We start from the raw sequence: 21,996 nt of genomic DNA, 5'->3' as shown, positions 1-21,996 counted from the left end.
GGTCCGGGGCCGCCCCCGGCCATCCTGCATCGGCGGTCGTCGGCGCGGCCGAGGCTCGCCGCGGCTCGTTTCCGGGCACCCCCGGCCGCCGGACCCGGAGAGGTTCTTCGTACGATCGGGCGCCCCGACGACGACGGATGCAGCGCCCGACGGGCGGTCAGGTCACCGCGATGAGCCGCAAAGAGCAGGTGGAGTGTTGATCAACGGATACGAAGAGGGCCCGCTGGTCGCCGGGGAGCCGTTGCTGGCTCGACCGGGCTTCTGGTCGAACCACCTCATGGCGCTGGGCGGTACCGGGACGGGCGCCGAGCGTGCCGTTCCGGAGTGGTTCGGCGACGACGGCGCGGATACGGATGCCCTCACCGAGATCCTGTTCGATCCCGAGCGCTGGCCGGTGTTCCGGGTACCGGCCGCGGACGGCACCGGCGTCGTGGTGATCTACCGCAACCTGGTGGGCGACTACGGCATCGACCACCTCCTCACCCGCCAGGACCGGAGCCGCGCGCGGCGGATCACCGGCGGGGACGGAGGGTTCTCGGGGACCGGGCTGCCCTGGCACGAGCTGGTCCGCATCGCCGACAGCCCCGACCCCGAGGCCGACGGTGTCCAGGACTCCGCAGCCCGCCTCCTGCTCCTCCTTCCTCTTCTCGACGAACTGGACGCGCCGCGGACAGCACCGGCAAGGCTCAGCGCCGCCCTGATCGCGGCGGGCGCCCCGCACGAGACCGCCCCGAGCACGGCGGAGAGCCTGCTCACTCACCTGATGGGCAGTGCTCGGCACGACTCCGCATGGGCATCGCCACTGAGCGGCTCCTAGCGGGCAAGCCTGAGCTGCCGGCGGCGGACCGGACGGCTGATTGAGCTTCAGGTTCCCTTCATCCAGGGCTGTTAGAGTGCAGCCCTGCGGCGACCATTCACCGAGCCGCGTTGACGCTTCGTTCGGACGAGCGGAATCCACGGGACAGGGAGCGTAGGAATGCGCTGCAAGGAGATGCTGGCCTTCTGCGCTGGTATCGCCGTGCTCCTGATCGTATCCGCGTTCGCTTTCGGTGCCCCTGACCCGACTCCGGGGGCCGTCGACACGGCAGCTCATTCTCAGGCCGTGTCCGTATTGGATGCGTCGGGGCAGAGCACTCCGCTGGAGGGCCTGGACGGTGACGTCACGCTCCAGCACCGCCACAAGGCGGGGAACACGACGGTTTCGCCCACCGTTCAGGCGGCCGTTCCCCTCACCTCGCCGGATCTTCACGACTGCGCGGCGGGCGTGACCCGGCAGCATGCTTCGCACTCCGAGTCACGCGGTCCTGACCGTGCCCGGATCCTTCGCTGCTGAGCGAGCCGGCCGACACCTTCACCTTCTGGAAATTCCGGAGATCCCGGAGATCCCTGAACTCCTGAAGTTGCTGAAGTTCCTGTTGTTCTTTCACCTCTTGCTTCTCCCGCGGCAGCCCTGCGGGCCCCGAATCGCCTGACATCGTTCGACGGTTCGTTCTTCGGCATTCCTCGAAACGCGCGCCGCATCGCACTTCGCGCAATCCCGGGGCTGAAATCGAGAATCCCGAAATACGCACCTTCGGGGACCCGTTCAGCTGTCGCCCTCCTCAGCCCCCCTACTCAGTCCTGGAGCAACCACACATGCATCAATTCCCCCTCGCCTCGGAGCCGTCCGGCGGCATCGCGGGGTGGGCGACCGGCCTCGTCGACACCATGGGTGGTCCCGGGGCCGGGCTGGCCATCGCCCTGGAGAATCTCTTTCCTCCGTTGCCGAGCGAAGTCATTCTGCCGCTGACCGGATTCGCCGCGGGGCAGGGCGTGATCAGCCTCTACTCCGCCCTGTTCTGGACCACGCTGGGGTCGGTGGTGGGGGCCGTCGCGCTCTACCAGATCGGTGCGCTCTTCGGCCGGGACCGCATGTACGCCCTGTGGGAGCGGATGCCGCTGGTGAAGGTGTCCGACTTGAAGAAGACGGAGGCCTGGTTCGTCAAGCACGGCATGAAGGCCATCTTCTTCGGCCGGATGATTCCGATCTTCCGCAGTCTGATCAGCGTCCCGGCGGGCATCGAGCGGATGCCTCTGCCCACCTTCGTACTCCTCACCGCCCTCGGCAGCTTCCTATGGAACTTCATCCTCGTCATGGCCGGATATCTGCTGGGTGACCGGTGGGATCTCGTGGAGCGTTACGTCGGCGTGCTCTCGAAGGCCGTCCTGGTGCTGGTCGTCGCCGCGCTGGCGGTCGCGGTCGTTCGCAGGGTGCGTGCCCGTCGAGCCGATCGGCAACAGGACCTCGTATGAACGGCTCGGTGAACCGTCCTGAGCTCCTTGCCACGGGCGGCCCGCCGATCACCCTTCGCGGGCCGCCGGAAGCGGTCCGCGAAGAGTCGCTGCAACTGGCCGCGCACATCGCGCGGGACATCGAACCGATCGACTAGGTGGCACGAATGGCTATGTGGGACCGCATCAAGGACCAGGCCAAGGGCCTGCAGCAGCAGTCGCAGGGCGCGCGGGGCCCCGCCGCCGGCTCGCGGCAGTCGGGTACGGGGGGTTCCGGGGGTTCGAAGGAGAAGCTGGTCGGGCTGCTCAAGTCCCAGCTCGGCTCTCTCAAGACGGAGCTCAAGAGCGGGGCCTACCGGGACGCCAGTATGGCGATGTGCGCTCTGGTCGCCGCCGCCGACGGGTCCGTCGACCCGGCCGAGCGGCATCACGTGGAGTCGCTGATCGTTCAGAACGACGTCCTGCAGAACTTCCCGCCCGAGCAGTTGAGGCAGAGGTTCAACAAGCACGTCGACCAGATGACGGTCAACTTCCCGCAAGGCAAGGCCGAGGCGATGCAGGAGATCGCCAAGGCGGCGAAGAAGCCCGTGGAGGCCAAGGCGGTCGTCCAGACCGGCTTCGTGATCGCCGGTGCGGACGGGTACATCGCCCCGGCGGAGGCGCAGGTTCTGCGGGAGGCCTGTGTGGCACTCGGGGTGTCCCCGCAGGAGTTCGGCCTCTGATCCGGACGGGCAACGGGCGGGGCCCGCACCGTACATAACGGGCGGGCCCCGCCCGGCGCGGTGCGCGCCTTCTGACGGGCCGTGCGGTGCCGACCGTCCGACGGGCCGTCGGCGGGCCGGCACGGATCACCTGACCACCCGCACAACCCTGTGGCTTTCTTGATCGTCCAACCGGTGTCGGGGGCACGTCGGCCCTCGGCGGGAGTGCATCGTGCCCAGTCACTGGAGAGCCATGAGACCCGTCTCCGTCCATCCTTTCGTACGCTTCGGCGCAAGTGCCGTCGCGACCGCCGGAATCCTGCTGGCCGGTCTGTCCGCGCCGGCCTCCGCCGTGGAGTCCGCCGCGGAGTCCGATCAGCTGTGGATCAACGCGCCGTACGAGAAGAACCTGCAGATAGGCGCCGAGACCGGTACACCTGTCGAGGTCGGTCTGTACCACGACAACGACAACTTCACCGTCACGGACGGCCGTCTCACCGTCGACGTCTCCGGCATCGCGCAGATGGCCGAGGTGACCTGGCCCGAGAACTGCGCGCCCACCGGGACGACCGCCGTGTGCAGCGTCGCCCAGGTGCCCGCGATCGGCGCCGACTACAGCCCCCAGGTGCGCCTGGAGGTCCGCGCCGCCGACACCGCCGAGGCGGGGGCGCACGGCCGCATCACCTACGCCGCGACCGCGACCGGTGGCCCGGACGGGACGCTGGAGGCTCCTCTGGACTCCTTCGAGACGACGCTCACCGTCGCCTCCGGCCCGAACCTCGTCCTGAACGGGCTCGCCCCGGTCGAGGGCGCCACACCGGGCACCGTCCACACGGTGCCGCTCTCGGTGACCAACGAAGGTCACGAGCCCGCCCAGGGCTTCACGCTCGGCATGGCCGCGTCGTACGGCCTCGGGTTCGACGCGCGGTACGCCGCGTGCGCGTACACGCAGACGGGCGGCGCGTACGCGCCCATGTCGCACGCCGAGTGCGCCTTCGACCAGGTGCTCCAGCCCGGTGACACCTTCACGCTGCCGGAGCCGCTCCGAATCTCCGTCGCGGACCACGCGCTCCGGGAGCGCCTCGACATCGATGTGCAGCCCGCGGGCGGGGCCACCGACATCGACACGAGCGACAACTACGGGATCGTCGCCGTGAACGCGGTCAACACCGCCGACTTCGCGGTGCGTGGCTCCCGGGTGAGCGGCGCCGCCGGAGAGACGGTCAAGGCCTCCCTCACCTTCCGTAACAAGGGCCCGGGCTGGCTCGGCAACCTCGGTTCCGGCGACCCGGTCGCCCTCGTCGACTTCACGGTTCCCGAGGGTGTCACCGTCACCGGCGCCCCCTCCGCGTGCCAGGCCCGCACCCCGGCCGGCGGCTACCGCCCGGGCCACCTCGGCGCGCCGCGCTACGTGTGCGAGATGTCGTACTGGGTGCTGGAGAACACCGTTCGCACGTTCAGCTTCGACCTGCGTGTCGACAGTGTCGTTCCCGACGCCAAGGGCCGCGTCGCCCTGCAGCCGGTGATCGCCGGCACGGGCTTCCCGCACGACCCCGAGCCCGGCAACAACAAGGGCTGGGTGACGGTCAACCCGACCCCCGCCGCGTAACCGCGGAAACCCGGTGGGGCGCGACCGTGTCGCGCCCCACCGGGCGGGCCGGGGCCCGGTCGCGGCGACCGGGCCCCGGGTCCGTCAGTCGTCGGTCAGGGCCACCGCCCCCACCGGGCAGGCCCGTACGGCTTCCCGTACCAGCGGGTGGTCGCCCGTCGCCGCCGGGCGGCCGGGAAGCATCTCGCTGAACCCGTCGTCGTCCTGCGTGAACACGTCCGGAGCGGTCAGCGCGCACATGCCGGCTCCCACGCAGCGTTCCTTGTCGACCCGGACGCCCATGCCGCTCACCACTCCACCGGGAGTTCCAGCAGGCCCTGGACCGTGTCCCCGGGTTTGTGCTCGATCTCGTGCGCGGGCACGGCGAGCCGGAGATCCGGCAGCCGTTCGAAGAGCGTGCGCAGCGCGATGTCGAGCTCGGTACGTGCCAGGTTCTGGCCCAGGCACTGGTGGACGCCGAAGCCGAAGGCGAGATGGTGGCGGGCCGACCGGTCCCAGTCGAGCGTGTCCGGATCGGCGAACACCCCGGTGTCGCGGTTGATGAGCGAGGTCGAGAACATCACGCCCTCGCCCTTGCGGATCGTCGTCCCGGCCACCTCGATGTCCTCGGCAGCCAGCCGCTGGAGCCCGTCGGCGATGGACAGGAACCGCAGGAGTTCCTCGACCACCACGGACGTCGTCGTCTCTCCGGCGCGCAGGGCCGCCAGTTGTCCGGGGTGTCCCAGCAGGGTGAACGTACCGAGCGAGATCATGTTCGCCGTCGTCTCGTGCCCCGCGATGAGCAGGATCACGGCGAACGCGACGAGGTCCTGACGGTCGACGGGTCCGTGCGGGCCGTCGCGGTGGATCAGCTCGTCCAGCAGCCCGTCCCCCGGTTCCGTCCGCTTGCGGTCGATCAGGGCGCCCAGGTACTCCTCCAGTTCGGTCCGGGCGCTGTCGACATCGGCCGCGCCCGGGCCGCGCAGGAGCCGCCGCGAGCACTCTTCGAAGAACTCGTGGTCGGCGTACGGCACCCCGAGGAGCGCGCAGATCACCATCGACGGCACCGGCAGCGCGAAGTCGGCCACCAGCTCGGCCGGCGGCCCCTTCCGCTCCATCGCGTCCAGTCGCCGGTCCACGGTCTCCTGGATGCTCGGGCGCAGCGCGGCGATCCGCTTCACGGAGAAGCTCGGGATGAGCATCCTGCGCTGGGCGTTGTGCTCGGGATCGTCGACGCCGAGCAGTGCCACGCGCCGTTGCCGCGCGTTGGCGAACCGCTCGGCCGGTACGGGAAAGGCGGGGTGGGTGCGGTCGGTCGACAGCCGTGGATCCGCCAGCAGTCGTCGGGCCAGGGCGTGCCCGGTGACCGCCCAGACCGGGCGTCCGTCGTAGAGGGTGACCCGGCTCAGCGGCCGGTCCTCGCGCAGCGGCGCGTAACCGGTGGGCGGGTGGTAGGGGCAGTCGCGGTCCTGCGGGAACGGTGTGGCGGTGGGCGGTGCGGCAGTGGCCGGGGTCGCGGTGATCGGTCCGGTGCTCGGTCGGGTGACGGGGCAGGTGGGGGCAGGGTCCTGGCGGGCCGGTTCCGTCGTGGATTCCGTCATGGAGCGGTCGCCTCGCAGAGCTCGGTGGTGGGTGCGGAGCGGGTCGCTCCGCACCGCACACCAATTGGATGCCTAAGGCACCTATGTGGTCGATGGGCGGACCGGCCAGTTCTCGGGACGGCCGATCTGGCCGATGTCTTTCGCACCCGCGCGAGCCATGCCGTATCCGCTCAGGTCCCACGGGTGCGACGGACCGGCGCCGGACTGATCACCGGAGCGCCGACGGCCGGAACTGTTCACGACGACGTCCGGAATCATGCCGTCCGGGATCGGCGGATACGCCCCCGCGGGCGGGTGTCACGCGTGTGGCCCACGCAACACGGGCGCGGTGTCATATCCGGTGGTGCTGCGCTGTCTTCACTTCGGAAGCACCGCACGAACAACCAGGACCGCAAGCACCGCAAGCACCGCGCACCGCAGCAGCACCGCGGAAGCCGGAGAGGGGAACTTCACCATGAAGGCCGTCATCGTGTGCGTCTCCGTGTCGCACGGCAACACCCTTCGTATCGCCGACACCATGGCCCAGCCACTGGGCGCGAAGGTCGTCAGCCCCGAAGAGGCCGATCCGAGGGAACTGGCCGCAGCCGATCTCGTGGGCTTCGGCTCCGGCGTGTTCTACGGGAGGCTCCACCCGCGCCTCACCGGCTTCGTGAACGCCCTCCCCACCGGGCGACGCCCGGACCGGCGGAACGTCCGCGCCTTCGTGTTCGCCACCAGCGGCCTCCCCGAAGCGCCGGTGATCCCGTTCACCCGCCCCCTGGTCCGCCGCCTCGAAGAGAGGGGGTTCGCCGTGGACGGGAGCTTCACCTGCCGGGCCCTCGACACCTGGGCGCCTTTCAGGCTCCTCGGCGGAGTCAACAAGCACAGGCCCGATGCCGACGACCTGTCCGGGGCCCGCGCCTTCGCCGAGCGGCTGCGGGACGGGGAAGCGCCGTCGGCCTGATCCCACCCCTCGCGCCGCTCACACCCAGGGCCTCAGGCCCTCACCTTGGCGATGAACGCGCCTAGGTTCGTCATGGTCCGCTCGATCTTCTGCTCCAGGGTGAGCGACTCATGGAGCCGCGCCCCGACTCCCGCGTCCTTCTTCCCGCGTACGTAGAGCGAGCAGGCGAGGTCGCTGCACATATAGGCGCCGACCGAGTTGCCCTGCTGGCCCGCCTTCCCGGATCGCCGGGCCACCAGCAGGGAGACGCCCCCGGTGTGGGTGGTCACGCACATCGAGCACATGCTGCGGCGGGTCTGCCAGGAGCCCGCGTCGGAGGAGCGCAGCTGGACCCCGACGGGCCCCTGGTCGGACGGGATCACGAGATAGGCCCGGTCGGGGGCCTGGGGGTCGCGCCAGCCCAGGAAGTCCAGGTCGCCCCAGGGGCGGTCGGCCAGGTCGCGCGGGACGGACAGGCGCTTGGCCTCGCCCTTGGTGCAGTTCACGAATGAGGTACGGATCTCTTGCTCGGTCAGCGGTTCCATGCGACCCACGCTAATTTGCCTAATAGTGTTAGGCAAATTATTATTTGCTTAGGCGATCACGGAGCAGCGTTCGGAGGGTGGCATGGCACGAGCAGGACTGGCCGCGGAGCGGGTGGTGCGGGCGGGGGCCGAGCTGGCGGACGAGATCGGCTTCGAGCACGTGACCCCTTCGGAGCTCGCCCGGAAGCTGGGCATCAGGACCGCGAGCCTCTACTCACACGTCAAGAACGCCCACGACCTCAAGACGCAGATCGCGCTGCTCGCCCTGGAGGAGCTCGCCGACCGGGCGTCGGCCGCCATCGCCGGGCGGGCCGGCAAGGACGCGCTCAGCGCCTTCGCCGACGCCTACCGCGACTACGCCCTCCAGCACCCGGGGCGCTTCACCGCGGCCCGGTTCCGGCTCGACCCGGACGCGGCGGTGGCGAGCGCGGGCATGCGGCACTCGCGGATGACACGGGCGGTGCTGCGCGGTTACGCCCTGACCGAGCTCCAGGAGACCCACGCGGTCCGGCTCCTGGGCAGCGTCTTCAACGGCTTCGTGGAGCTGGAGACGGCCGGCGCCTTCAGACACAGCTCCCCCGGCTCCGAGGAGAGCTGGACCGAGATCCTCGACGCACTCGACGCCCTGCTGCGCAACTGGCCCGCCCGGTCCTGACCGCCCCCCAGCCCTTCGACCAGGTCCCCGACCAGCACCCTCGACGGATGAGGAGAACGAGAACATGACCACCCGGCACGACGCCCGGCACCAGGCCCGGCAGGACTGGACGACGACCCCCATCACCCCCGGCATCCTGCGTGGCGCGCTGGACCTGGAGCAGACCGAACGCGGCGTGCTGCCGCACCGGTTGCCCGCCCGCGCACGGCTGCAGATCCCCGACGGCCAACTGGCGATGGCCGAGTCGCAGCCCTCCGGGGTCCGGCTGGCGTTCCGCACCCGGGCCACCGCTGTCGAGCTGGACGTGGTGGCCACCAAGCGGGTCTACACCGGCGCGCCGCCGCGCCCCGACGGGGTGTACGAGCTCCTCGTGGACGGTCGCCCGGCGGCCCGGGCCAGTGCCGCCGACGGCGACACGCTCACCATCGACATGGCCACGATGAGCACACAGTTCCGGACCGGCCCCGTGGAGACGCTCCGGTTCACCGGCCTGCCGGACGCCGAGAAGGACGTCGAGATCTGGCTGCCCCACGACGAGACCACGCAGCTGGTCGCCCTGCGCACCGACGCGCCCGTCCACGACCCCCGGCCCAGCGGCCGGCCGGTCTGGCTGCACCACGGCAGCTCCATCAGCCACGGGTCCAACGCCACCACCCCGACCGGCACCTGGCCCGCCCTGGCCGCCGCGCTCGGCGAGGCCGAGCTGATCAACCTGGGGTTCGGCGGCAGTGCCCTGCTCGACCCCTTCACCGCCCGCACCCTGCGCGACACCCCCGCCGACCTGATCAGCGTCAAGATCGGCATCAATGTCGTCAACGCCGACCTGATGCGGCTGCGCGCGTTCGGCCCGGCCGTCCACGGCTTCCTCGACACCATCCGCGAAGGGCACCCCACCGCCCCGCTGCTGGTCGTCTCGCCGATCTGCTGCCCCATCCACGAGACCACGCCCGGCCCCGCAGCCCCGGACTACAGCGCGATGAGCGAAGGGCGGCTGCGGTTCAAGGCCACCGGTGACCCTGCGGAGACCGCCGCCGGGAAGCTCACCCTCACCGTCATCCGGGACGAGCTGGCCCGGATCGTCGGAGAGCGCGCCACCACCGACCCCCATCTGCACTACCTCGACGGCCTCGGACTCTACGGAGAGGCCGACAACGCCGAACTGCCGTTGCCGGACGATCTGCACCCGGACCCCGCCACCCACCGGCTCATCGCCGAACGCTTCGCCCGTCTCGCGTTCGGCGACGGCGGCCCCTTCCGTACGAAGGGCGGGTGACCCGGGGCGGACGAGGGCCGGGTTCAGAACAAGGCCGGAACCTCGCGTGCCGTCGTACGACCGGTTACGGGGCGTCCACCAGGATGCGGCCGTCGGCCGGGGTGCGTGCGGCGAGGCCGCCCGCGTAGGCGGATTCGACACGGGAGCGTTCGGCCGCGTTCGGGACGGCGTTCGTGCAGGCGGTGCCGGCGCTGGAGCCCGACATCAGCTGGGAGCAGGGGCCGGGTTTGGTGTCCGGCAGGCCCAGACTGTGGCCGAGCTCATGGGCGGCGATACGGGTCTTGTCGTGGCCCTCGGTGACCGCCTGGCTGCCCAGCTCCACCCTGGCCTGGCCGCCGGGGCGGACCGGTCCGAGTGTGGCCTGCGGCCAGCCGCTGGTGGCCACGATCTGTATCTCGGCTCGGGTGCCGGGGGCCGCCTCGACGAGCTTGACGTTGGCGACGTTGGCGTTCCACGAGGCGACGCCTGCCGCGATCGCCGCCTCCCAGCCGCCGGCCCGGCTGTCGTCGTACCGGAGCGTCACCACCGCCGCCGTGCTCTCCGCCGCCGGGTCCGGCGCGGGAGCGGCGTGCGCCGCCGTGGCCGTGGCCAGGGTGATCGCCGCGGCGACACCGGCCGCCTTGAGCCATCTGAATGTCAGCATTGCTGTCCCTTCACTCATGGGGGGCTCGGCTCCGCGTGGGAGCCGAGGGAGTGGGAGGAAGGTCGCGGCGGACCGAACCGCTGTACGGGTCTGGCCGGTTGCCGCTCCTCCCGGGGCCGCAGAACCTATGCCGCCCCAGCGGCTTGATCATGCCCCTGCCAAGAGAAGTCGGCCGGAAACACACCCTGCCCCCTCGTGGGCAGCCGCCGCCCCGTGATCACACGACGCCATCGGAGCCGCGCGACGCCATCGGTACCGGAGGCCGCTTCCGTACCCTGGGTGCATGCGTATGCGACCCACTCTGAGCTGGACCTCCACCGAGGAGCTGCCGCCGGGCACCACGGACCTGGAGCCGGTCGCCGAGGTTCTGGGCGGCGGCGGGGTCCTGGTCCTGAGCGGGGCGGGCATCTCCACGGAGTCGGGCATCCCCGACTACCGGGGCGAGGGCGGCAGTCTGAGCCGGCACACCCCGATGACCTACCAGGACTTCACCGCCGACGCCGGGGCGCGCCGCCGGTACTGGGCGCGCAGCCATCTGGGCTGGCGCACCTTCGGCCGGGCCCGGCCCAACGCCGGGCACCGGGCCGTGGCCGCGTTCGGGCGGCACGGTCTGCTCTCGGGTGTGATCACCCAGAACGTCGACGGGCTGCACCAGGCCGCCGGCAGCGAGGGCGTCGTGGACCTCCACGGTCGCCTGGACCGGGTCGTCTGCCTTTCCTGCGGCGCCTTCAGCCCACGGCGCGAACTCGCCCGCCGGCTGGAGGAGGCGAACGAGGGCTTCGCGCCGGTGGCCGCCGCGATCAACCCTGACGGCGACGCCGACCTCACGGACGAGCAGGTCGGGGACTTCCGGGTGGTGCCCTGCGCCGTCTGTGGCGGCGTCCTCAAACCGGATGTGGTGTTCTTCGGCGAGGCCGTGCCCCCGCAGCGGGTCGAACACTGCCGTGAACTGGTCCGTGCGGCGAGCGCGCTGCTGGTCCTGGGCTCCTCCCTGACCGTGATGTCCGGTCTCCGGTTCGTCCGCGAGGCCGCCCGGGCCGGGTCGCCGGTGCTGATCGTCAACCGGGACCCGACCCGGGGCGACCGGCATGCCGTCACCCGCGTCGCCCTTCCGCTGGGAGCGGCCCTCACCACCGTGGCCGGCCGGCTGGGCGTTCCCGTCGAGGACGACGCGGAGGCCGCCGGGACCGGGTGAGGTGGCGGGGCCTGGTCGAGGCTCGGATCGCGTCGGTCTCCTCGGCCGTTTCGGGTCCCGTGTCGAGCCCGGCCTACCGGGCGAACTTCCGCAGGTTCTCCGCCAGCGAGCTGATGGCGGCGGGGTTGCGGGGGCTCTCGACCAGGTCCACGTAGTCGAGGACGACGATCCGGTCGTTCTTGATCGCCGAGACATTGGCGAGCGGCTTGTAGGACTTCAGGAACTTCCGCTTCTGGTCGGCGCCGGTGTCACCGTAGTTGTTGATGACGATGACCTCGGGGTCGCGGTCGACCACCGTCTCCCATCCCACCGTCGTCCAGCTGTCCTTGAGGTCCTTCATGATGTGGTCGCCGCCGGCCTTGGTGATGATGTCGTGCGGTCCGGCGTACGCACCCGAGGTCAGCGGCTTGTCCTTCCCGTCGTCGTACAGGAAGACGCGAAGCCGGTCATCGCCCTTCGCCGCCTTCGCCCGCGCGTCGGCGACCTCCTTCTCGAAGGCCGTGATGAGGGTGTCCGCCCGGTCCTCGACGTCGAAGATCTTTCCGAGGTTCCGCAGGTCGGTGTAGAGCGCTTCGAGCGGCGGCATGACTCCGCGGGCCTTGCCCTGCCCGTTGCGGCACGACTCGCTCAGCAGGTACGAGTCGACGCCCACGCGCTTCAGTTCGGCGGGGGTGAACCCCTCCCCCTCGTTGAAGCCGTAGTTCCAGCCGGCGAAGACCAGGTCGGCGCGGGCGTCGAGGACGAGTTCCTTGTTGATCCGTTCCTTGGAGAGCCACTTGGTCTTCCGGTAGCCGTCCTTCCAGGGCACGGACGTCATGTCGCCCTTGTCGTCGGGCATCACATATCCGGCCATGTGGTCCGCGAGACCGAGGGCGAACATGATCTCGGTGATGCCGACGTCGTTGGTCACGACGCGCTGCGGGGCCTTGTCGTAGCTCTTCTTCTCGCCGCAGTTCTCGACGGTCACCGGGTAGTGCCGGTCCGCGCCGGCCTTGTCGTCCTTCTTGTCGGCCCGGTCGGTGACGTCCGCTCCGCAGCCGGTGAGGGCCAGTGCGGCTACGAGAGCGAGTGCTGCGGGGCGCAGGGGGTTCGGCATGGTGGTCGGGGCTCCTCAGGAGGCGGGACGGGCGGGGGGAAGGTCGAAGAGCAGCTGGAGCGCGCCGGTCTCGGGGTGGGCGACGCGGTGTGCCCGTACGCCGAAGACGTCGGCCAGCAGTTCGGTGGTCAGGACGGCGTCCGGAGCGCCTGAGGCGACGATCCGGCCGCCGTCGATGACGTGGACGAGGTCGCAGTGCAGGGCGGCGAGGTTCAGGTCGTGCAGGGCGGTGAGCACGGTCAGGCCGCTGCCCCGGACCAGGGCGAGGACTTCCAGCTGATGGGCGATGTCCAGGTGGTTGGTGGGCTCGTCGAGGACCAGGACCCGGGGCTGCTGGGCCAGGGCGCGGGCGATCAGGACGCGTTGCCGCTCGCCGCCGGAGAGAGTGAGGAAGCCGCGTTCGGCGAGGTGTCCCGCGCCGACGCCTTCGAGGGCGTCGGCGCAGAGCCGGCGGTCCTCGTCGGTCGTCCGGGCCACCGGACCCTGGTGCGGCAGCCGCCCCATGGCGACGATCTCGGCCACGGTGAAGTCGAACTCGGCGACCGCGTCCTGCGGCAGCGCGGCCAGCCGGCGGGCGCCTTCCCTGACGCTCAGGGCGTGGAGGTCCTCACCGCCGATCCTGACCGCGCCGGCCGAGGGGCGCAGGGCCCGGTAGACGCAGCGCAGCAGGGTGGACTTCCCGCTGCCGTTGGGGCCGACCAGGCCGACGAGCTGTCCGTCGGCCGCGCCGAGCGTGACCTGGTCCACCAGCCGTGCGCCGGCGATCTCGACGGTGAGCGCGTCGATGTCGATCCGCATCAGATGCCTCCGAAGGAGTAGGCGCGCCGCCGCATGAGGAGGAGGAAGCAGGGAACACCGATCACCGCGGTGAGGACGCCGACCGGGAGTTCGGCCGGTGCCAGCACCACGCGCGAGAGGATGTCCACCCAGATCAGCAGGACGGCTCCCGCGAGCGGAGCGGCGGCCAGGAGCCGGCGGTGGTCGGCGCCGACCAGCATGCGTACGGCGTGCGGGACCATCAGGCCGACGAAGCCGATCGCTCCGCTCACCGCGACGACCGCCCCGGTGACGGCGGCGGAGACCAGGAAGAGTTCTTTGCGCAGTCTCCCGGCGTCGACGCCGAGCGCGGCGGCGGTCTCGTCGCCCATGGCGAGGGCGTTCAGCCGCCGGGCCGACCAGCCGAGGTGCGCGAGTCCGGCGAGCACCGCTCCGGCGGCGATCGGCACGGCGGCCCAGTTGGCGCCGCTGAGGCTGCCGAGCAGCCACATCATCGCGGAGCGGGCCGCTTCCCCGCGCTCGGCCGCGAACACCATGAACGTGGTGACGGCCGAGAAGCCGTAGTACATCGCGGTCCCCGTCAGCACGAGCCGGAGCGGCGTCAGCCCGCGTTCGGTGCGGGCGACCGCGTACACGAGCAGCATCGCGAGGAGCGCGGAGAGGAACGCCGCCGTGGACAGGGCCCAGATGCCGAGCGCGCCCAGGGCCCCGAAGATGAGGACGGCGTTGGCGCCGACCGCCGCGCCCGAGGAGATGCCGAGCACGAACGGGTCGGCGAGCGCGTTGCGCACCATGGCCTGGACGGCGACGCCGATGGCCGAGAGACCGGCTCCCACGACGGCGGCCAGGACCGCTCGGGGCAGGCGCAGTTCCCAGACGATGGTGTAGGCCGGGACCTCGTCGGGGCCGATGGCCCCGCCGGTCAGTCCCGCCCAGAGGTAGCGCAGCACTTCCGCCCAGGAGAGCCCCGAGGCTCCGAGGCCCGCTCCGCAGACGAGCGAGAGGGGAAGGGCCAGACAGAGACCGGTCAGCAGGAGCGGCAGGGGTACGCGGCGGGGTGGCGCCGATCCGGTGCCGACGGGGGCCGGGCGGGACGGCTTGGAGGGTATGCGGTCGAGCGACGTGGCCACGGGTCGGTCGCTTTCGCCTCGGGCCGTACGTCTCCGCGAGGAGGAGCGGCCCCGGACGACGGCCGCCCCGCGCAGCGCCTTTTCGCAGTCCACGGCGAATGGTCAGGAGCCTTCTCCCCCACGGGTGATCGGGCTCGCGGAACCGATGGCTCCGCCTACCGTTGCGGGTCAGCGCCGGATTTCGACCGGACTTCCCCCGCGGGGAATCCGCAGCTTAGCGGGTACGCCCGTGGGTGCTGGAGGATGGGTGGGTGCCGACCTATGTCTACCGCGTGACCAAGTACGACCCCGACCACCGTGATGAACACGGGCGTTACACCGGCCCGGAGGACACCGTCAGCGACCGGGGCGCGGTCGAGGCCGCGTACCTCCGGGCGGTCGCGGCCTTCGCGGAGGACTCGGGTGTCGACCAGCCGGTGATACGCGAACCGCAGGTCCCGTCCCTCGCCCACTTCGGTGCCGAACCGCCGGTGGACGGCTTCGGGCTGACCGGCCTGTTCCCGCCCGGCCAGGACGGCGGCGCACCGGAGGAACCGCCGGAATGTCTTCCGGCCGGCCTTCCGGTCGGCTCAACGGCCGTTCTTCCGGCGGGCTTTCATGACGGGGCCGAGGTATCGCTCGATGTCGGGCTGGAGTTGGTGCGCTCCATGCTGCGCGACAACGGCGCCTGGTGCCGTCTGGAGGTGGCGGACAGGTTCACGGTCCATGTCGGCTGGGACCAGTACCTCTACGTCGGCAGCGACCGGCCCTGCGAGCGGGCGCTCGCGCTGACCCGGCGGCTCGGGCTGTTCCCGGAGCGCCTGGACTCCTCCCCGTACGCCATGGAGACCGACGGCGAGGAGGTGCGGCGCCCGGCCGACGACGCGTTCTGGTCGGGCCTGCGCCGGATGGTCTCGGCGTGCCGCGCGGGCGTGCTGGAGGAGATGTACGTCCAGGGCGCCTCGCGCCGGCACCGCCTCACCCGGGACGGCGTCGACGCGGTCCGGGCCCGGATCGCGCCCCGGGCCCGGATCGCCGTCTGGCCGGACCTGTCCGGTGACGCCGCCATGGTGTCCTTGCCCCTGACCGCCGACGAACGCGTTCCGCTGTTCACGGGCGTGATGCCGGACGCCGACGGGGTGCTGCGCGCCCGCTGGGGCAACGAACCGACGCCGAGCGACCGGCACTGGGCCCTTCTCCGGACCCTTCGCCCGGGGCAGATCGTCACCGGCACGGTGACCCGCATCGCCTCCTTCGGCGTCACCTTCGTGGACATCGGCGGCTTCGAAGCGATGATCAACATCCCTGAGCTGTCGTGGCGTCGCTTCGAGCACCCGTCCGATGTCGTCTCCGTCGGCGAGGTGGTCGAAGCCGAGATTCTCGGTGTCGCGTTCCTGCCCGAGCGTGTGTCGCTGTCCCTCAAGTCCCTCCACGAGGATCCGCTGCGGCTGTTGACCGGGCAGATCGGCCGGACGCTCGTCGGCCCGGTCACCAAGGTCCTGCCCTTCGGTGTGTTCGTACGCGTCGAGGAGGCGGAGGACGGGTACGAGGGGCTCGTGCACATCTCCGAGCTGGCGGAGGAACACCTCGCCGGCCCGGAGATCGCGCTCCGGGCCGGCGACACCCTGCGGGTCAGGATCGTGGACGTGGACCTGTCCCGGCGGCGGATCGTCCTGACGAACCGGCAGGCCGACGCGCGGGACTGACACGGCGGCCCGCTCTCTGCGGGGCTGGTTCAGTTGCCCGTGGCCCGGTCCGCGTGGGCTCGTTCAGTTGCCCACGCCGAGGCCCGCCATGAACGCGGACGGGTAGCGGTCGCCGCGCGCCGAGCCCGGCGGAACCGCCTTCTCGATCTCGGCGAGGTCGTCCGCGGTGAGCTCCAGGTCCAGCGCGGGCAGTGCCTCGGCCAGCCGCTCACGGGTGCGGGCGCCGACGAGCGGCACGATGTCCCGGCCCTGGGCGGCCACCCAGGCGATGACCAGCTGGGCGACGGTGCACCCCTTGGCCTCGGCGACCCGGCGCAGGGCGTCCACGAGGGCGAGGTTGTGCTCCACGTTCCCGCTGGAGAAGCGCGGGCCGAAGCCGCGGCTGTCGCCGGGAACGGAACGGGTCGTGGACCAGTGGCCGGAGATCAGGCCGCGGCCCAGGACTCCGTACGCGGTGAGGCCGACGCGAGCTCCCGCAGCGTGGGCAGGACGTCCGCCTCGACCGCTCGGGAGATCAGCGAGTACTCGATCTGGAGGTCGGCGATCGGGTGCACGGCGTGCGCCCGGCGGATCGTCGCCGCGTCCACCTCGGAGAGGCCGATGTGCCGTACGTATCCGGCGTCGACCATCTCCTTGATCGCGCCCACCGTCTCCTCGATCGGCACGGCCGGGTCCAGCCGGGCCGGGCGGTAGATGTCGATGTGGTCGGTGCCCAGCCGGGTCAGGGAGTAGGCCAGGAAGTTCTTCACCGCCTCGGGGCGGCCGTCCTGCCCGCTGAACTCGTGGCCCGGCCCGCGCAGCGCGCCGAACTTGACGCTCAGCGCGTAGCTGTCCCGGTCCCGGCCGCGCAGCGCTTCGGCGAGCAGCAGTTCGTTGTGGCCCATGGCGTAGAAGTCGCCGGTGTCGATCAGTGTGACGCCGGCGTCCAGTGCGGCGTGGACGGTCGCGACGGACTCCGCGCGGTCGGTCGGGCCGTAGGCGTCCGACATGCCCATCGCGCCCAGGCCCAGCGCGGAGACGGCGGGGCCGGTGGCGCCGAGGGTTCGTGTCTGCATGGCGTGCTCCTTCGTCGTCGGTCTGCCACCCACCCTGCGCCGGTGCCGCGCCCGGCGGGAGCGGAGCGTTCATCATGGGAGCGGCGCTCCCTGGATCGGCCCGCCGCCGCGCGGGACCATGGGGGCATGGAACGTGATCAGCTGGCCGACTTCCTGCGCAGGCGCCGGGAGGCGATCCGCCCGGCGGAGGTGGGCATCGCCGACGGTCCCCGCCGCCGTACCTCCGGTCTGCGCCGGGAGGAGGTGGCCATGCTCGCCGGGATGTCGGTGGACTACGTCGTACGCCTGGAGCAGGGGCGCAGCAGTCAGCCCTCGCCGCAGTTGCTCACCGCGCTGGCCAGGGCGTTGCGCCTCACCGACGACGAGCGGGACCATCTGTTCCATCTGGCCGGTCACCAGCCGCCGCCGGCCGACTCGGTGGCGGGCCTGGCCCGCGCCGGGCTGGTCCGGATGCTCGATCTGCTCGGCGACACCCCGGCCATGGTGGTCTCCGACCTGGGCGAGGTGCTCGCCCAGAACCGGATGTCGCTGCTGCTGGCGGGCGACCACACCGGCTTCTCGGGCGACCGGCGCTACCTGGTGTACCGCTGGTTCACCGACCCCGCCGTCCGCGCGGCGGGCGCGCCCGAGGAGCACGAGCACCAGGCCCGGCAGCTCGTGGCCGATCTGCGCGCCGCCGCGGGTCGCCGGTCCGGCGACCCCGTGGTCGCCGGGCTGATCGACCGGCTGCGGGCGGCGAGCGAGGAGTTCCGCCTTCTCTGGGCGGAGCACGAGGTGGCGGTGCGGCGGGCCGACCGCAAGACCCTGCTGCACCCCCGGGTGGGCCGGCTGGTGATGGACTGCGAAACGCTGGTCACCCCGGACCACGGTCAGCTGCTGCTCGTTCTCACCCCGGCGGACGCCGGGACCCGTGAGCGGCTGGACCTGCTGCGGGTCCTCGGCATCGAGGAGTTTCCCGCAGGGGCGACGGGCGCACCCGAGCGGTAAGGCGGGCGGTCCTGCGGCCCAGGGCCTGTCCGGGGCTCTCCTCGGCGTTCACCAGCTGATGCGGGCCGCCACCGGCAGATGGTCGCTGCCGGTGGCGGGCAGCACCCACGAGCTCTTCGGCTCCACGCCCCGCACCAGGATCTGGTCGATCCGTACGACGGGGAACGTGGCCGGCCAGCTGAAGCCGAAGCCGTCGCCGGCCGCTTCCTGGGCCGATTCCAGCCGCGCGGTGATGCCGTCGTACGCACGGTCGTCGAGGCTGCCGTTCAGGTCGCCGAGCAGCACCACCCGCTCGTTCCGTTCGGCGGCCAGCGCCTGTCCCAGCGACTGTGCGCCGGCATCGCGCTGGCCCGTCGAGAGCCCGGCCCTGGGGTTCACCCGTACGGACCCCAGATGTGCCACGTACACCGCCAGCGGCCCCCGGTCCGTGGCCACCGTGGTCCGCAGCCCCCGGTTGTAGACCATCTTGACCTCGGCGGGCTTGGCGTCCCCCAGCGGCCCGATGTCCATCTTGACGTCGACCGGCCGGGTGTCCGACAAGGGGAACCTGCTCCACAGCCCGACCGTGCCCTGCACCGTGTGGTGCGGGTAGGCCTTCGCCAGTTCCTTCCCGTACGTCCCCCGGGCGTGCGCGGCCAGTTCCTCCAGTGCCAGCACGTCCGCACCGGAGCCGGCCAGGGCGCGGGCGGTGCCGGCCGGGTCGGCGTTCTCCGCGCCGACGTTGTGGGAGGCCACCGTGAGGTCGCCGCCCGCCTGCGACTTGTCGGTGAGCAGGCCGCCGAAGAGGTTCAGCCATGCCACGAGCGGCAGGAGCAGGGCGACCGCCGCGAGGGCGGAGCGGCGCAGCACCGCACCGGCCAGCAGCACCGGGACGAGCAGGCCGAACCACGGCAGGAAGGTCTCGACCAGGCTGCCGAGGTTTCCGATCCGGTTCGGGATCCTCGCGTGCAGCAGCAGGACGAGGCCCAGCAGCAGCGCCGACACCGCGAGCAACCGGCCGCGCCTCCAGGTCCCCGACGCCTCCGGCGCCTCCACCGGGCCCGCCGTGTCCGTACTGCCCGGCGGGTTCACCGGGTTCGGCGGGTTCACCGAGCTCGGCGGGTTCACCGGGTTCGGCGTGCTCGGCGTGTCTACCTGCGTCATCGTCCGTCCTCGCTCACGGCCGCTCACGGCCGCATCCTCGGGTCCTGTGTGGGGTCGGCGTACGTGCGCGGACAGCCTCGGTCGGGCGCGTCCGTGCGCAGTTCGAAGTGCCAGGGTTCGTTCCGGTAGATCCGGCACAGCCCGTACGCGGCGCCGTGTTCGGCGAGCCACGCCGTCGCCGCGTCGGGCCCGATGTCGACCGCGTCCCCCGACACATGGGGAGACGTCGTCGCGGTGGCGACCCACCGGGCGGCCTCGGCCTCGGAGCCGTACTGCGAGACCGCCTTGCGGAGCAGCTGATTCTGGTACTCCGGTGAACGCCAGCCGCTGTTGACGGTGAACGCGACTCCGTCGTCCGCGGCCTCCGGCGCGGCCCGGCGCAGTGCCGCGAGCAGATCCGCGTCGAGGTTGGCCACGGCCGGAACGTCGTCGTCGAGCACCGTCACTCCGTCGGGGACGACACCGTCGGCCTCGTCGAGCGTGCCCCGGCGCTCCCGCTGGGAGGAGTCCGGGGGCGCCCGGTCCGGGAGGGACGGGGCCGGTGGGCGAACCGAGGAGCCCCGGCCCGGCATGGCCGAGCCCGAGCCCGAGGCCGAGTCCGAGTCCGAGGAGGGCTTCAGCAGCGGGTGGCCGAGGGTGACGACGATCGCGGCAAGGACGGCCACCAGGCCGACGACGAGGGGCCGGCGGATCCGGTGGGTCGACGTGCGCGACGACGGCGGGGTTCGAGTCATGCTGCCAGTGAAGGCGGCGCTCGGTTGCCGGCGCGTATGCGCTTTTCGATACGCGGACGATATGCGCCGACTCCTACCATCGAGGACATGCGTGTGCTGATCGTCGAGGACGAGCCCTATCTGGCAGAAGCCATCCGCGATGGTCTGCGCCTCGAAGCGATCGCGGCCGACATCGCGGGCGACGGCGACACCGCTCTGGAACTGCTGGGCGTCAACACGTACGACATCGCCGTCCTCGACCGTGACGTCCCCGGCCCTTCCGGCGACGAGATCGCCCGGCACATCGTCGCCTCCGGCAGCGGTACGCCGATCCTCATGCTCACCGCGGCCGACCGGCTCGACGACAAGGCCTCCGGGTTCGAACTCGGCGCCGACGACTACCTCACGAAACCCTTCGAGCTGCGGGAACTCGCGCTCCGGCTCCGGGCGCTCGACCGCAGACGCGCCCACAGCAGGCCTCCCGTGCGGGAGATCGCGGGGCTGCGGCTCGATCCGTTCCGCAGAGAGGTGTACCGGCACGGGCGGTATGTCGCGCTGACCCGGAAGCAGTTCGCCGTCCTCGAGGTCCTGATCGCCGCCGAAGGCGGTGTCGTGAGCGCCGAGGAACTTCTCGAACGCGCCTGGGACGAGAACGCCGATCCGTTCACCAACGCCGTGCGCATCACCGTATCGGCGCTGCGCAAACGCCTCGGTGAGCCCGGGGTCATCGCGACCGTGCCCGGCGTCGGCTATCGCATCGACGCGGCAGCCGGAGCCGGAAGCGGCGACGAGGGCAACGGGAGCGACGGGGGCGAAGGAAGCGAAGGAAGCGAAGGAAGCGACCGTGGCTAGGCGGCGAGGGCTGAGCGTCCGCCTCAAACTGACCCTCAGTTACGCCGGATTCCTCATGGTCGCGGGTGTCCTGCTGCTCACCGCGGTCTGGGTGTACCTCCTGGAGTACGTGCCCGACGACTGGAACCAGCGCATGCTCCACCAGAACCCCAATCGTCAGCTCCTCGCGTACACCTTCGCCCCGGCGGCGGCCACCGTGCTGGCGATCCTTCTGGTCTTCGGACTCGTGGGCGGGTGGTTCCTGGCCGGCCGCATGCTCGCTCCGCTGACCCGTATCACGGAGGCCACCCGGGCGGCCACGGACGGATCGCTCTCCCACCGGATCCGGCTGCCGGGCCGCAAGGACGAGTTCCGGGAACTCGCCGACGCCTTCGACACGATGCTCGCCCGGCTCGAAGCCCATGTCGCCGAGCAGAAGAGATTCGCGGCCAACGCCTCCCACGAGCTGCGCACGCCGCTCGCGGTGTCGCAGACGCTCCTCGAAGTGGCCCGTGCCGATCCGGACCGCGACACCGGCGAGATCATCGACCGCCTCCACGCCGTCAACAGCCGGGCGATCGACCTCACCGAGGCGCTGCTCCTGCTCAGCCGCGCCGACCGGCGTTCGTTCCCCCGGGAACGCGTCGACCTGTCGCTCCTGGCGGAGGAGGCCGCCGAGACCCTCCTGCCCCTCGCGGAAGAGCGCGGCGTCACCGTCGGGACGCACGGCGACATCGCCCCCACGGTCGGCTCGCCGACCCTCCTGCTGCAGCTGACCACGAACCTCCTGCACAACGCGATCGTCCACAACCTGCCGGACCGGGGCACCGTCCGGGTCACGACGAGCGTGCACCCCGAGACCGTGGAACTCACGGTTGAGAACACCGGTGCGCGGCTCACCCCTGAGGCGGCGTCGACGCTCACCGAACCGTTCCAGCGCGGCGCGGAGCGCCTGCGCACCCACCACACGGGCGTCGGTCTCGGGCTGGCCATCGTCGAGACCATCACCCGCGCGCACGACGGGACGCTCACCCTCACCCCGCGCACTGGCGGCGGGCTCCGCGTCACGGTGGAACTGCCCGCGGCGGCCCCGCCCGGGTGAGAGCCGGAGCTCTGCCGTCAGGAACGGGAAGTGTGTCATCGTCGCAGCTCGGTCGTGGTCGGCCGAGGTGTTCCCGTCCACCC

The 21,996-nt window shown here is 71.5% G+C and carries 22 protein-coding genes, 1 pseudogene and 1 riboswitch; of the genes and pseudogenes, 13 read left to right on the top strand and 10 right to left on the bottom strand.

The annotated features are described in order from the left end of the window. Positions 1-193 precede the first annotated feature (193 nt). The 5 genes from ACSMXR_RS35775 to ACSMXR_RS35755 all read left to right on the top strand — a co-directional run bounded on the left by ACSMXR_RS35775 (position 194) and on the right by ACSMXR_RS35755 (position 4,581). Positions 194-817 carry a hypothetical protein gene (locus ACSMXR_RS35775; RefSeq protein WP_473170843.1) on the top strand — a complete coding sequence of 208 codons (624 nt, stop codon included), beginning with the start codon at positions 194-196 and terminating at the stop codon, positions 815-817. 818 nt (positions 818-1,635) lie between these two features. Continuing rightward, entirely contained in the window at positions 1,636-2,292 is a 657-nt protein-coding gene (locus ACSMXR_RS35770; protein ID WP_364891426.1) for a DedA family protein, read from the top strand. Next, entirely contained in the window at positions 2,289-2,429 is a 141-nt protein-coding gene (locus ACSMXR_RS35765; protein ID WP_181010834.1) for a hypothetical protein, read from the top strand. Before ACSMXR_RS35770 ends, ACSMXR_RS35765 begins: the two co-directional genes overlap by 4 nt. A 9-nt stretch (positions 2,430-2,438) precedes the next feature. Then, positions 2,439-2,993 (top strand): tellurite resistance TerB family protein, encoded by a 555-nt coding sequence (locus tag ACSMXR_RS35760; RefSeq protein WP_170994591.1) that lies wholly within the window; start codon positions 2,439-2,441, stop codon positions 2,991-2,993. Positions 2,994-3,225: 232 nt separating this feature from the next. Beyond that, positions 3,226-4,581: a COG1361 family protein gene (locus ACSMXR_RS35755; protein ID WP_473170842.1), complete on the top strand. Its 1,356-nt coding sequence runs from the start codon at positions 3,226-3,228 to the stop codon at positions 4,579-4,581. A gap of 84 nt (positions 4,582-4,665) precedes the next feature. Here ACSMXR_RS35755 and ACSMXR_RS35750 read toward each other — a convergent pair whose 3' ends face one another. Then, the gene (locus tag ACSMXR_RS35750; RefSeq protein ID WP_030627717.1) at positions 4,666-4,863 is read right to left on the bottom strand and encodes a ferredoxin; all 198 of its coding nucleotides are present in this window, start codon (positions 4,861-4,863) and stop codon (positions 4,666-4,668) included. Positions 4,864-4,868: 5 nt separating this feature from the next. Continuing rightward, on the bottom strand, positions 4,869-6,161 hold the full coding sequence (locus ACSMXR_RS35745) for a cytochrome P450 (RefSeq protein ID WP_473170841.1): 1,293 nt from the start codon (positions 6,159-6,161) through the stop codon (positions 4,869-4,871). Positions 6,162-6,615: 454 nt separating this feature from the next. On the opposite strand from ACSMXR_RS35745, the gene ACSMXR_RS35740 reads away from it, so the two are divergent. Next, entirely contained in the window at positions 6,616-7,104 is a 489-nt protein-coding gene (locus ACSMXR_RS35740) for a flavodoxin family protein (RefSeq protein WP_473170840.1), read from the top strand. Between the two features lie 32 nt (positions 7,105-7,136). Here the strand turns inward: ACSMXR_RS35740 and ACSMXR_RS35735 are convergent, their stop codons facing one another. Next, a complete protein-coding gene (locus tag ACSMXR_RS35735) occupies positions 7,137-7,628 on the bottom strand; it encodes an FBP domain-containing protein (RefSeq protein WP_364891347.1) in 492 nt (163 codons plus the stop codon). An 82-nt stretch (positions 7,629-7,710) separates the two neighbouring features. Here ACSMXR_RS35735 and ACSMXR_RS35730 point away from each other — a divergent pair, with 82 nt between their 5' ends. Both ACSMXR_RS35730 and ACSMXR_RS35725 read left to right on the top strand, forming a co-directional pair. Continuing rightward, positions 7,711-8,283 carry a TetR/AcrR family transcriptional regulator gene (locus ACSMXR_RS35730; RefSeq protein ID WP_381908613.1) on the top strand — a complete coding sequence of 191 codons (573 nt, stop codon included), beginning with the start codon at positions 7,711-7,713 and terminating at the stop codon, positions 8,281-8,283. Between the two features lie 64 nt (positions 8,284-8,347). Continuing rightward, positions 8,348-9,556, top strand: coding sequence for a GDSL-type esterase/lipase family protein (locus ACSMXR_RS35725; RefSeq protein WP_473170839.1), 1,209 nt, complete (start codon positions 8,348-8,350; stop codon positions 9,554-9,556). A 64-nt stretch (positions 9,557-9,620) separates the two neighbouring features. Here the strand turns inward: ACSMXR_RS35725 and ACSMXR_RS35720 are convergent, their stop codons facing one another. Next, positions 9,621-10,199 (bottom strand): snapalysin family zinc-dependent metalloprotease, encoded by a 579-nt coding sequence (locus ACSMXR_RS35720; RefSeq protein WP_137233106.1) that lies wholly within the window; start codon positions 10,197-10,199, stop codon positions 9,621-9,623. Between the two features lie 289 nt (positions 10,200-10,488). Here ACSMXR_RS35720 and ACSMXR_RS35715 point away from each other — a divergent pair, with 289 nt between their 5' ends. Beyond that, positions 10,489-11,394: an NAD-dependent protein deacetylase gene (locus ACSMXR_RS35715; protein ID WP_170994598.1), complete on the top strand. Its 906-nt coding sequence runs from the start codon at positions 10,489-10,491 to the stop codon at positions 11,392-11,394. A 73-nt stretch (positions 11,395-11,467) separates the two neighbouring features. Here ACSMXR_RS35715 and ACSMXR_RS35710 read toward each other — a convergent pair whose 3' ends face one another. The 3 genes from ACSMXR_RS35710 to ACSMXR_RS35700 are packed head-to-tail and all read right to left on the bottom strand — an operon-like array spanning position 11,468 to position 14,397. Beyond that, a complete protein-coding gene (locus tag ACSMXR_RS35710; RefSeq protein ID WP_137233108.1) occupies positions 11,468-12,490 on the bottom strand; it encodes an ABC transporter substrate-binding protein in 1,023 nt (340 codons plus the stop codon). A 15-nt stretch (positions 12,491-12,505) separates the two neighbouring features. Continuing rightward, positions 12,506-13,288, bottom strand: coding sequence for an ABC transporter ATP-binding protein (locus tag ACSMXR_RS35705; protein WP_170994592.1), 783 nt, complete (start codon positions 13,286-13,288; stop codon positions 12,506-12,508). After that, complete coding sequence (locus ACSMXR_RS35700; RefSeq protein ID WP_137233109.1) at positions 13,288-14,397, bottom strand: FecCD family ABC transporter permease; 1,110 nt, start codon at positions 14,395-14,397, stop codon at positions 13,288-13,290. Before ACSMXR_RS35700 ends, ACSMXR_RS35705 begins: the two co-directional genes overlap by 1 nt. Positions 14,398-14,499: 102 nt before the next feature. After that, positions 14,500-14,616: riboswitch (cobalamin riboswitch) on the bottom strand. A 32-nt stretch (positions 14,617-14,648) separates the two neighbouring features. Between ACSMXR_RS35700 and ACSMXR_RS35695 the strand changes: the two genes are divergently transcribed. Then, a complete protein-coding gene (locus ACSMXR_RS35695) occupies positions 14,649-16,082 on the top strand; it encodes a S1 RNA-binding domain-containing protein (RefSeq protein ID WP_473170838.1) in 1,434 nt (477 codons plus the stop codon). Positions 16,083-16,145: 63 nt separating this feature from the next. Here ACSMXR_RS35695 and ACSMXR_RS35690 read toward each other — a convergent pair. Further along, positions 16,146-17,137 (bottom strand): annotated as a pseudogene (locus ACSMXR_RS35690) (aldo/keto reductase). A 126-nt stretch (positions 17,138-17,263) separates the two neighbouring features. On the opposite strand from ACSMXR_RS35690, the gene ACSMXR_RS35685 reads away from it, so the two are divergent. Then, a complete protein-coding gene (locus tag ACSMXR_RS35685; protein WP_381908618.1) occupies positions 17,264-18,124 on the top strand; it encodes a helix-turn-helix transcriptional regulator in 861 nt (286 codons plus the stop codon). Positions 18,125-18,172: 48 nt separating this feature from the next. On the opposite strand, the gene ACSMXR_RS35680 is transcribed toward ACSMXR_RS35685, so the two are convergent. Together ACSMXR_RS35680 and ACSMXR_RS35675 are read right to left on the bottom strand one after the other, a co-directional pair. Further along, positions 18,173-19,267 carry an endonuclease/exonuclease/phosphatase family protein gene (locus tag ACSMXR_RS35680; RefSeq protein ID WP_473170837.1) on the bottom strand — a complete coding sequence of 365 codons (1,095 nt, stop codon included), beginning with the start codon at positions 19,265-19,267 and terminating at the stop codon, positions 18,173-18,175. 23 nt (positions 19,268-19,290) lie between these two features. Beyond that, positions 19,291-20,001, bottom strand: a complete 711-nt coding sequence (locus ACSMXR_RS35675; RefSeq protein WP_473170836.1) for a M15 family metallopeptidase — start codon at positions 19,999-20,001, stop codon at positions 19,291-19,293. An 87-nt stretch (positions 20,002-20,088) separates the two neighbouring features. Between ACSMXR_RS35675 and ACSMXR_RS35670 the strand changes: the two genes are divergently transcribed. Continuing rightward, positions 20,089-20,832, top strand: a complete 744-nt coding sequence (locus ACSMXR_RS35670; protein ID WP_473170835.1) for a response regulator transcription factor — start codon at positions 20,089-20,091, stop codon at positions 20,830-20,832. Then, the gene (locus tag ACSMXR_RS35665; RefSeq protein WP_473170834.1) at positions 20,825-21,913 is read left to right on the top strand and encodes a sensor histidine kinase; all 1,089 of its coding nucleotides are present in this window, start codon (positions 20,825-20,827) and stop codon (positions 21,911-21,913) included. The genes ACSMXR_RS35670 and ACSMXR_RS35665 overlap by 8 nt, the downstream gene beginning before the upstream one ends. The last annotated feature ends 83 nt before the right edge of the window (positions 21,914-21,996 follow it).

The sequence above is a fragment of the Streptomyces sp. DSM 106670 genome (assembly GCF_055792845.1).
Note: the sequence above shows the minus strand (reverse complement) of the source record. Positions and strands in the feature narration are given on the sequence as shown.

Bases quoted from the DNA above. Each gene is read 5' to 3' on its own strand.
- ACSMXR_RS35750 (WP_030627717.1), bottom strand. From the start codon at position 4,863: ATGGGCGTCCGGGTCGACAAGGAACGCTGCGTGGGAGCCGGCATGTGC.
- ACSMXR_RS35705 (WP_170994592.1), bottom strand. From the start codon at position 13,288: ATGCGGATCGACATCGACGCGCTCACCGTCGAGATCGCCGGCGCACGG.
- ACSMXR_RS35715 (WP_170994598.1), top strand. From the start codon at position 10,489: ATGCGACCCACTCTGAGCTGGACCTCCACCGAGGAGCTGCCGCCGGGC.
- ACSMXR_RS35770 (WP_364891426.1), top strand. From the start codon at position 1,636: ATGCATCAATTCCCCCTCGCCTCGGAGCCGTCCGGCGGCATCGCGGGG.
- ACSMXR_RS35720 (WP_137233106.1), bottom strand. From the start codon at position 10,199: ATGCTGACATTCAGATGGCTCAAGGCGGCCGGTGTCGCCGCGGCGATC.
- ACSMXR_RS35740 (WP_473170840.1), top strand. From the start codon at position 6,616: ATGAAGGCCGTCATCGTGTGCGTCTCCGTGTCGCACGGCAACACCCTT.
- ACSMXR_RS35745 (WP_473170841.1), bottom strand. From the start codon at position 6,161: ATGACGGAATCCACGACGGAACCGGCCCGCCAGGACCCTGCCCCCACC.
- ACSMXR_RS35755 (WP_473170842.1), top strand. From the start codon at position 3,226: ATGAGACCCGTCTCCGTCCATCCTTTCGTACGCTTCGGCGCAAGTGCC.
- ACSMXR_RS35760 (WP_170994591.1), top strand. From the start codon at position 2,439: ATGGCTATGTGGGACCGCATCAAGGACCAGGCCAAGGGCCTGCAGCAG.
- ACSMXR_RS35765 (WP_181010834.1), top strand. From the start codon at position 2,289: ATGAACGGCTCGGTGAACCGTCCTGAGCTCCTTGCCACGGGCGGCCCG.
- ACSMXR_RS35710 (WP_137233108.1), bottom strand. From the start codon at position 12,490: ATGCCGAACCCCCTGCGCCCCGCAGCACTCGCTCTCGTAGCCGCACTG.
- ACSMXR_RS35685 (WP_381908618.1), top strand. From the start codon at position 17,264: ATGGAACGTGATCAGCTGGCCGACTTCCTGCGCAGGCGCCGGGAGGCG.
- ACSMXR_RS35670 (WP_473170835.1), top strand. From the start codon at position 20,089: ATGCGTGTGCTGATCGTCGAGGACGAGCCCTATCTGGCAGAAGCCATC.
- ACSMXR_RS35725 (WP_473170839.1), top strand. From the start codon at position 8,348: ATGACCACCCGGCACGACGCCCGGCACCAGGCCCGGCAGGACTGGACG.
- ACSMXR_RS35735 (WP_364891347.1), bottom strand. From the start codon at position 7,628: ATGGAACCGCTGACCGAGCAAGAGATCCGTACCTCATTCGTGAACTGC.
- ACSMXR_RS35675 (WP_473170836.1), bottom strand. From the start codon at position 20,001: ATGACTCGAACCCCGCCGTCGTCGCGCACGTCGACCCACCGGATCCGC.
- ACSMXR_RS35730 (WP_381908613.1), top strand. From the start codon at position 7,711: ATGGCACGAGCAGGACTGGCCGCGGAGCGGGTGGTGCGGGCGGGGGCC.
- ACSMXR_RS35680 (WP_473170837.1), bottom strand. From the start codon at position 19,267: ATGACGCAGGTAGACACGCCGAGCACGCCGAACCCGGTGAACCCGCCG.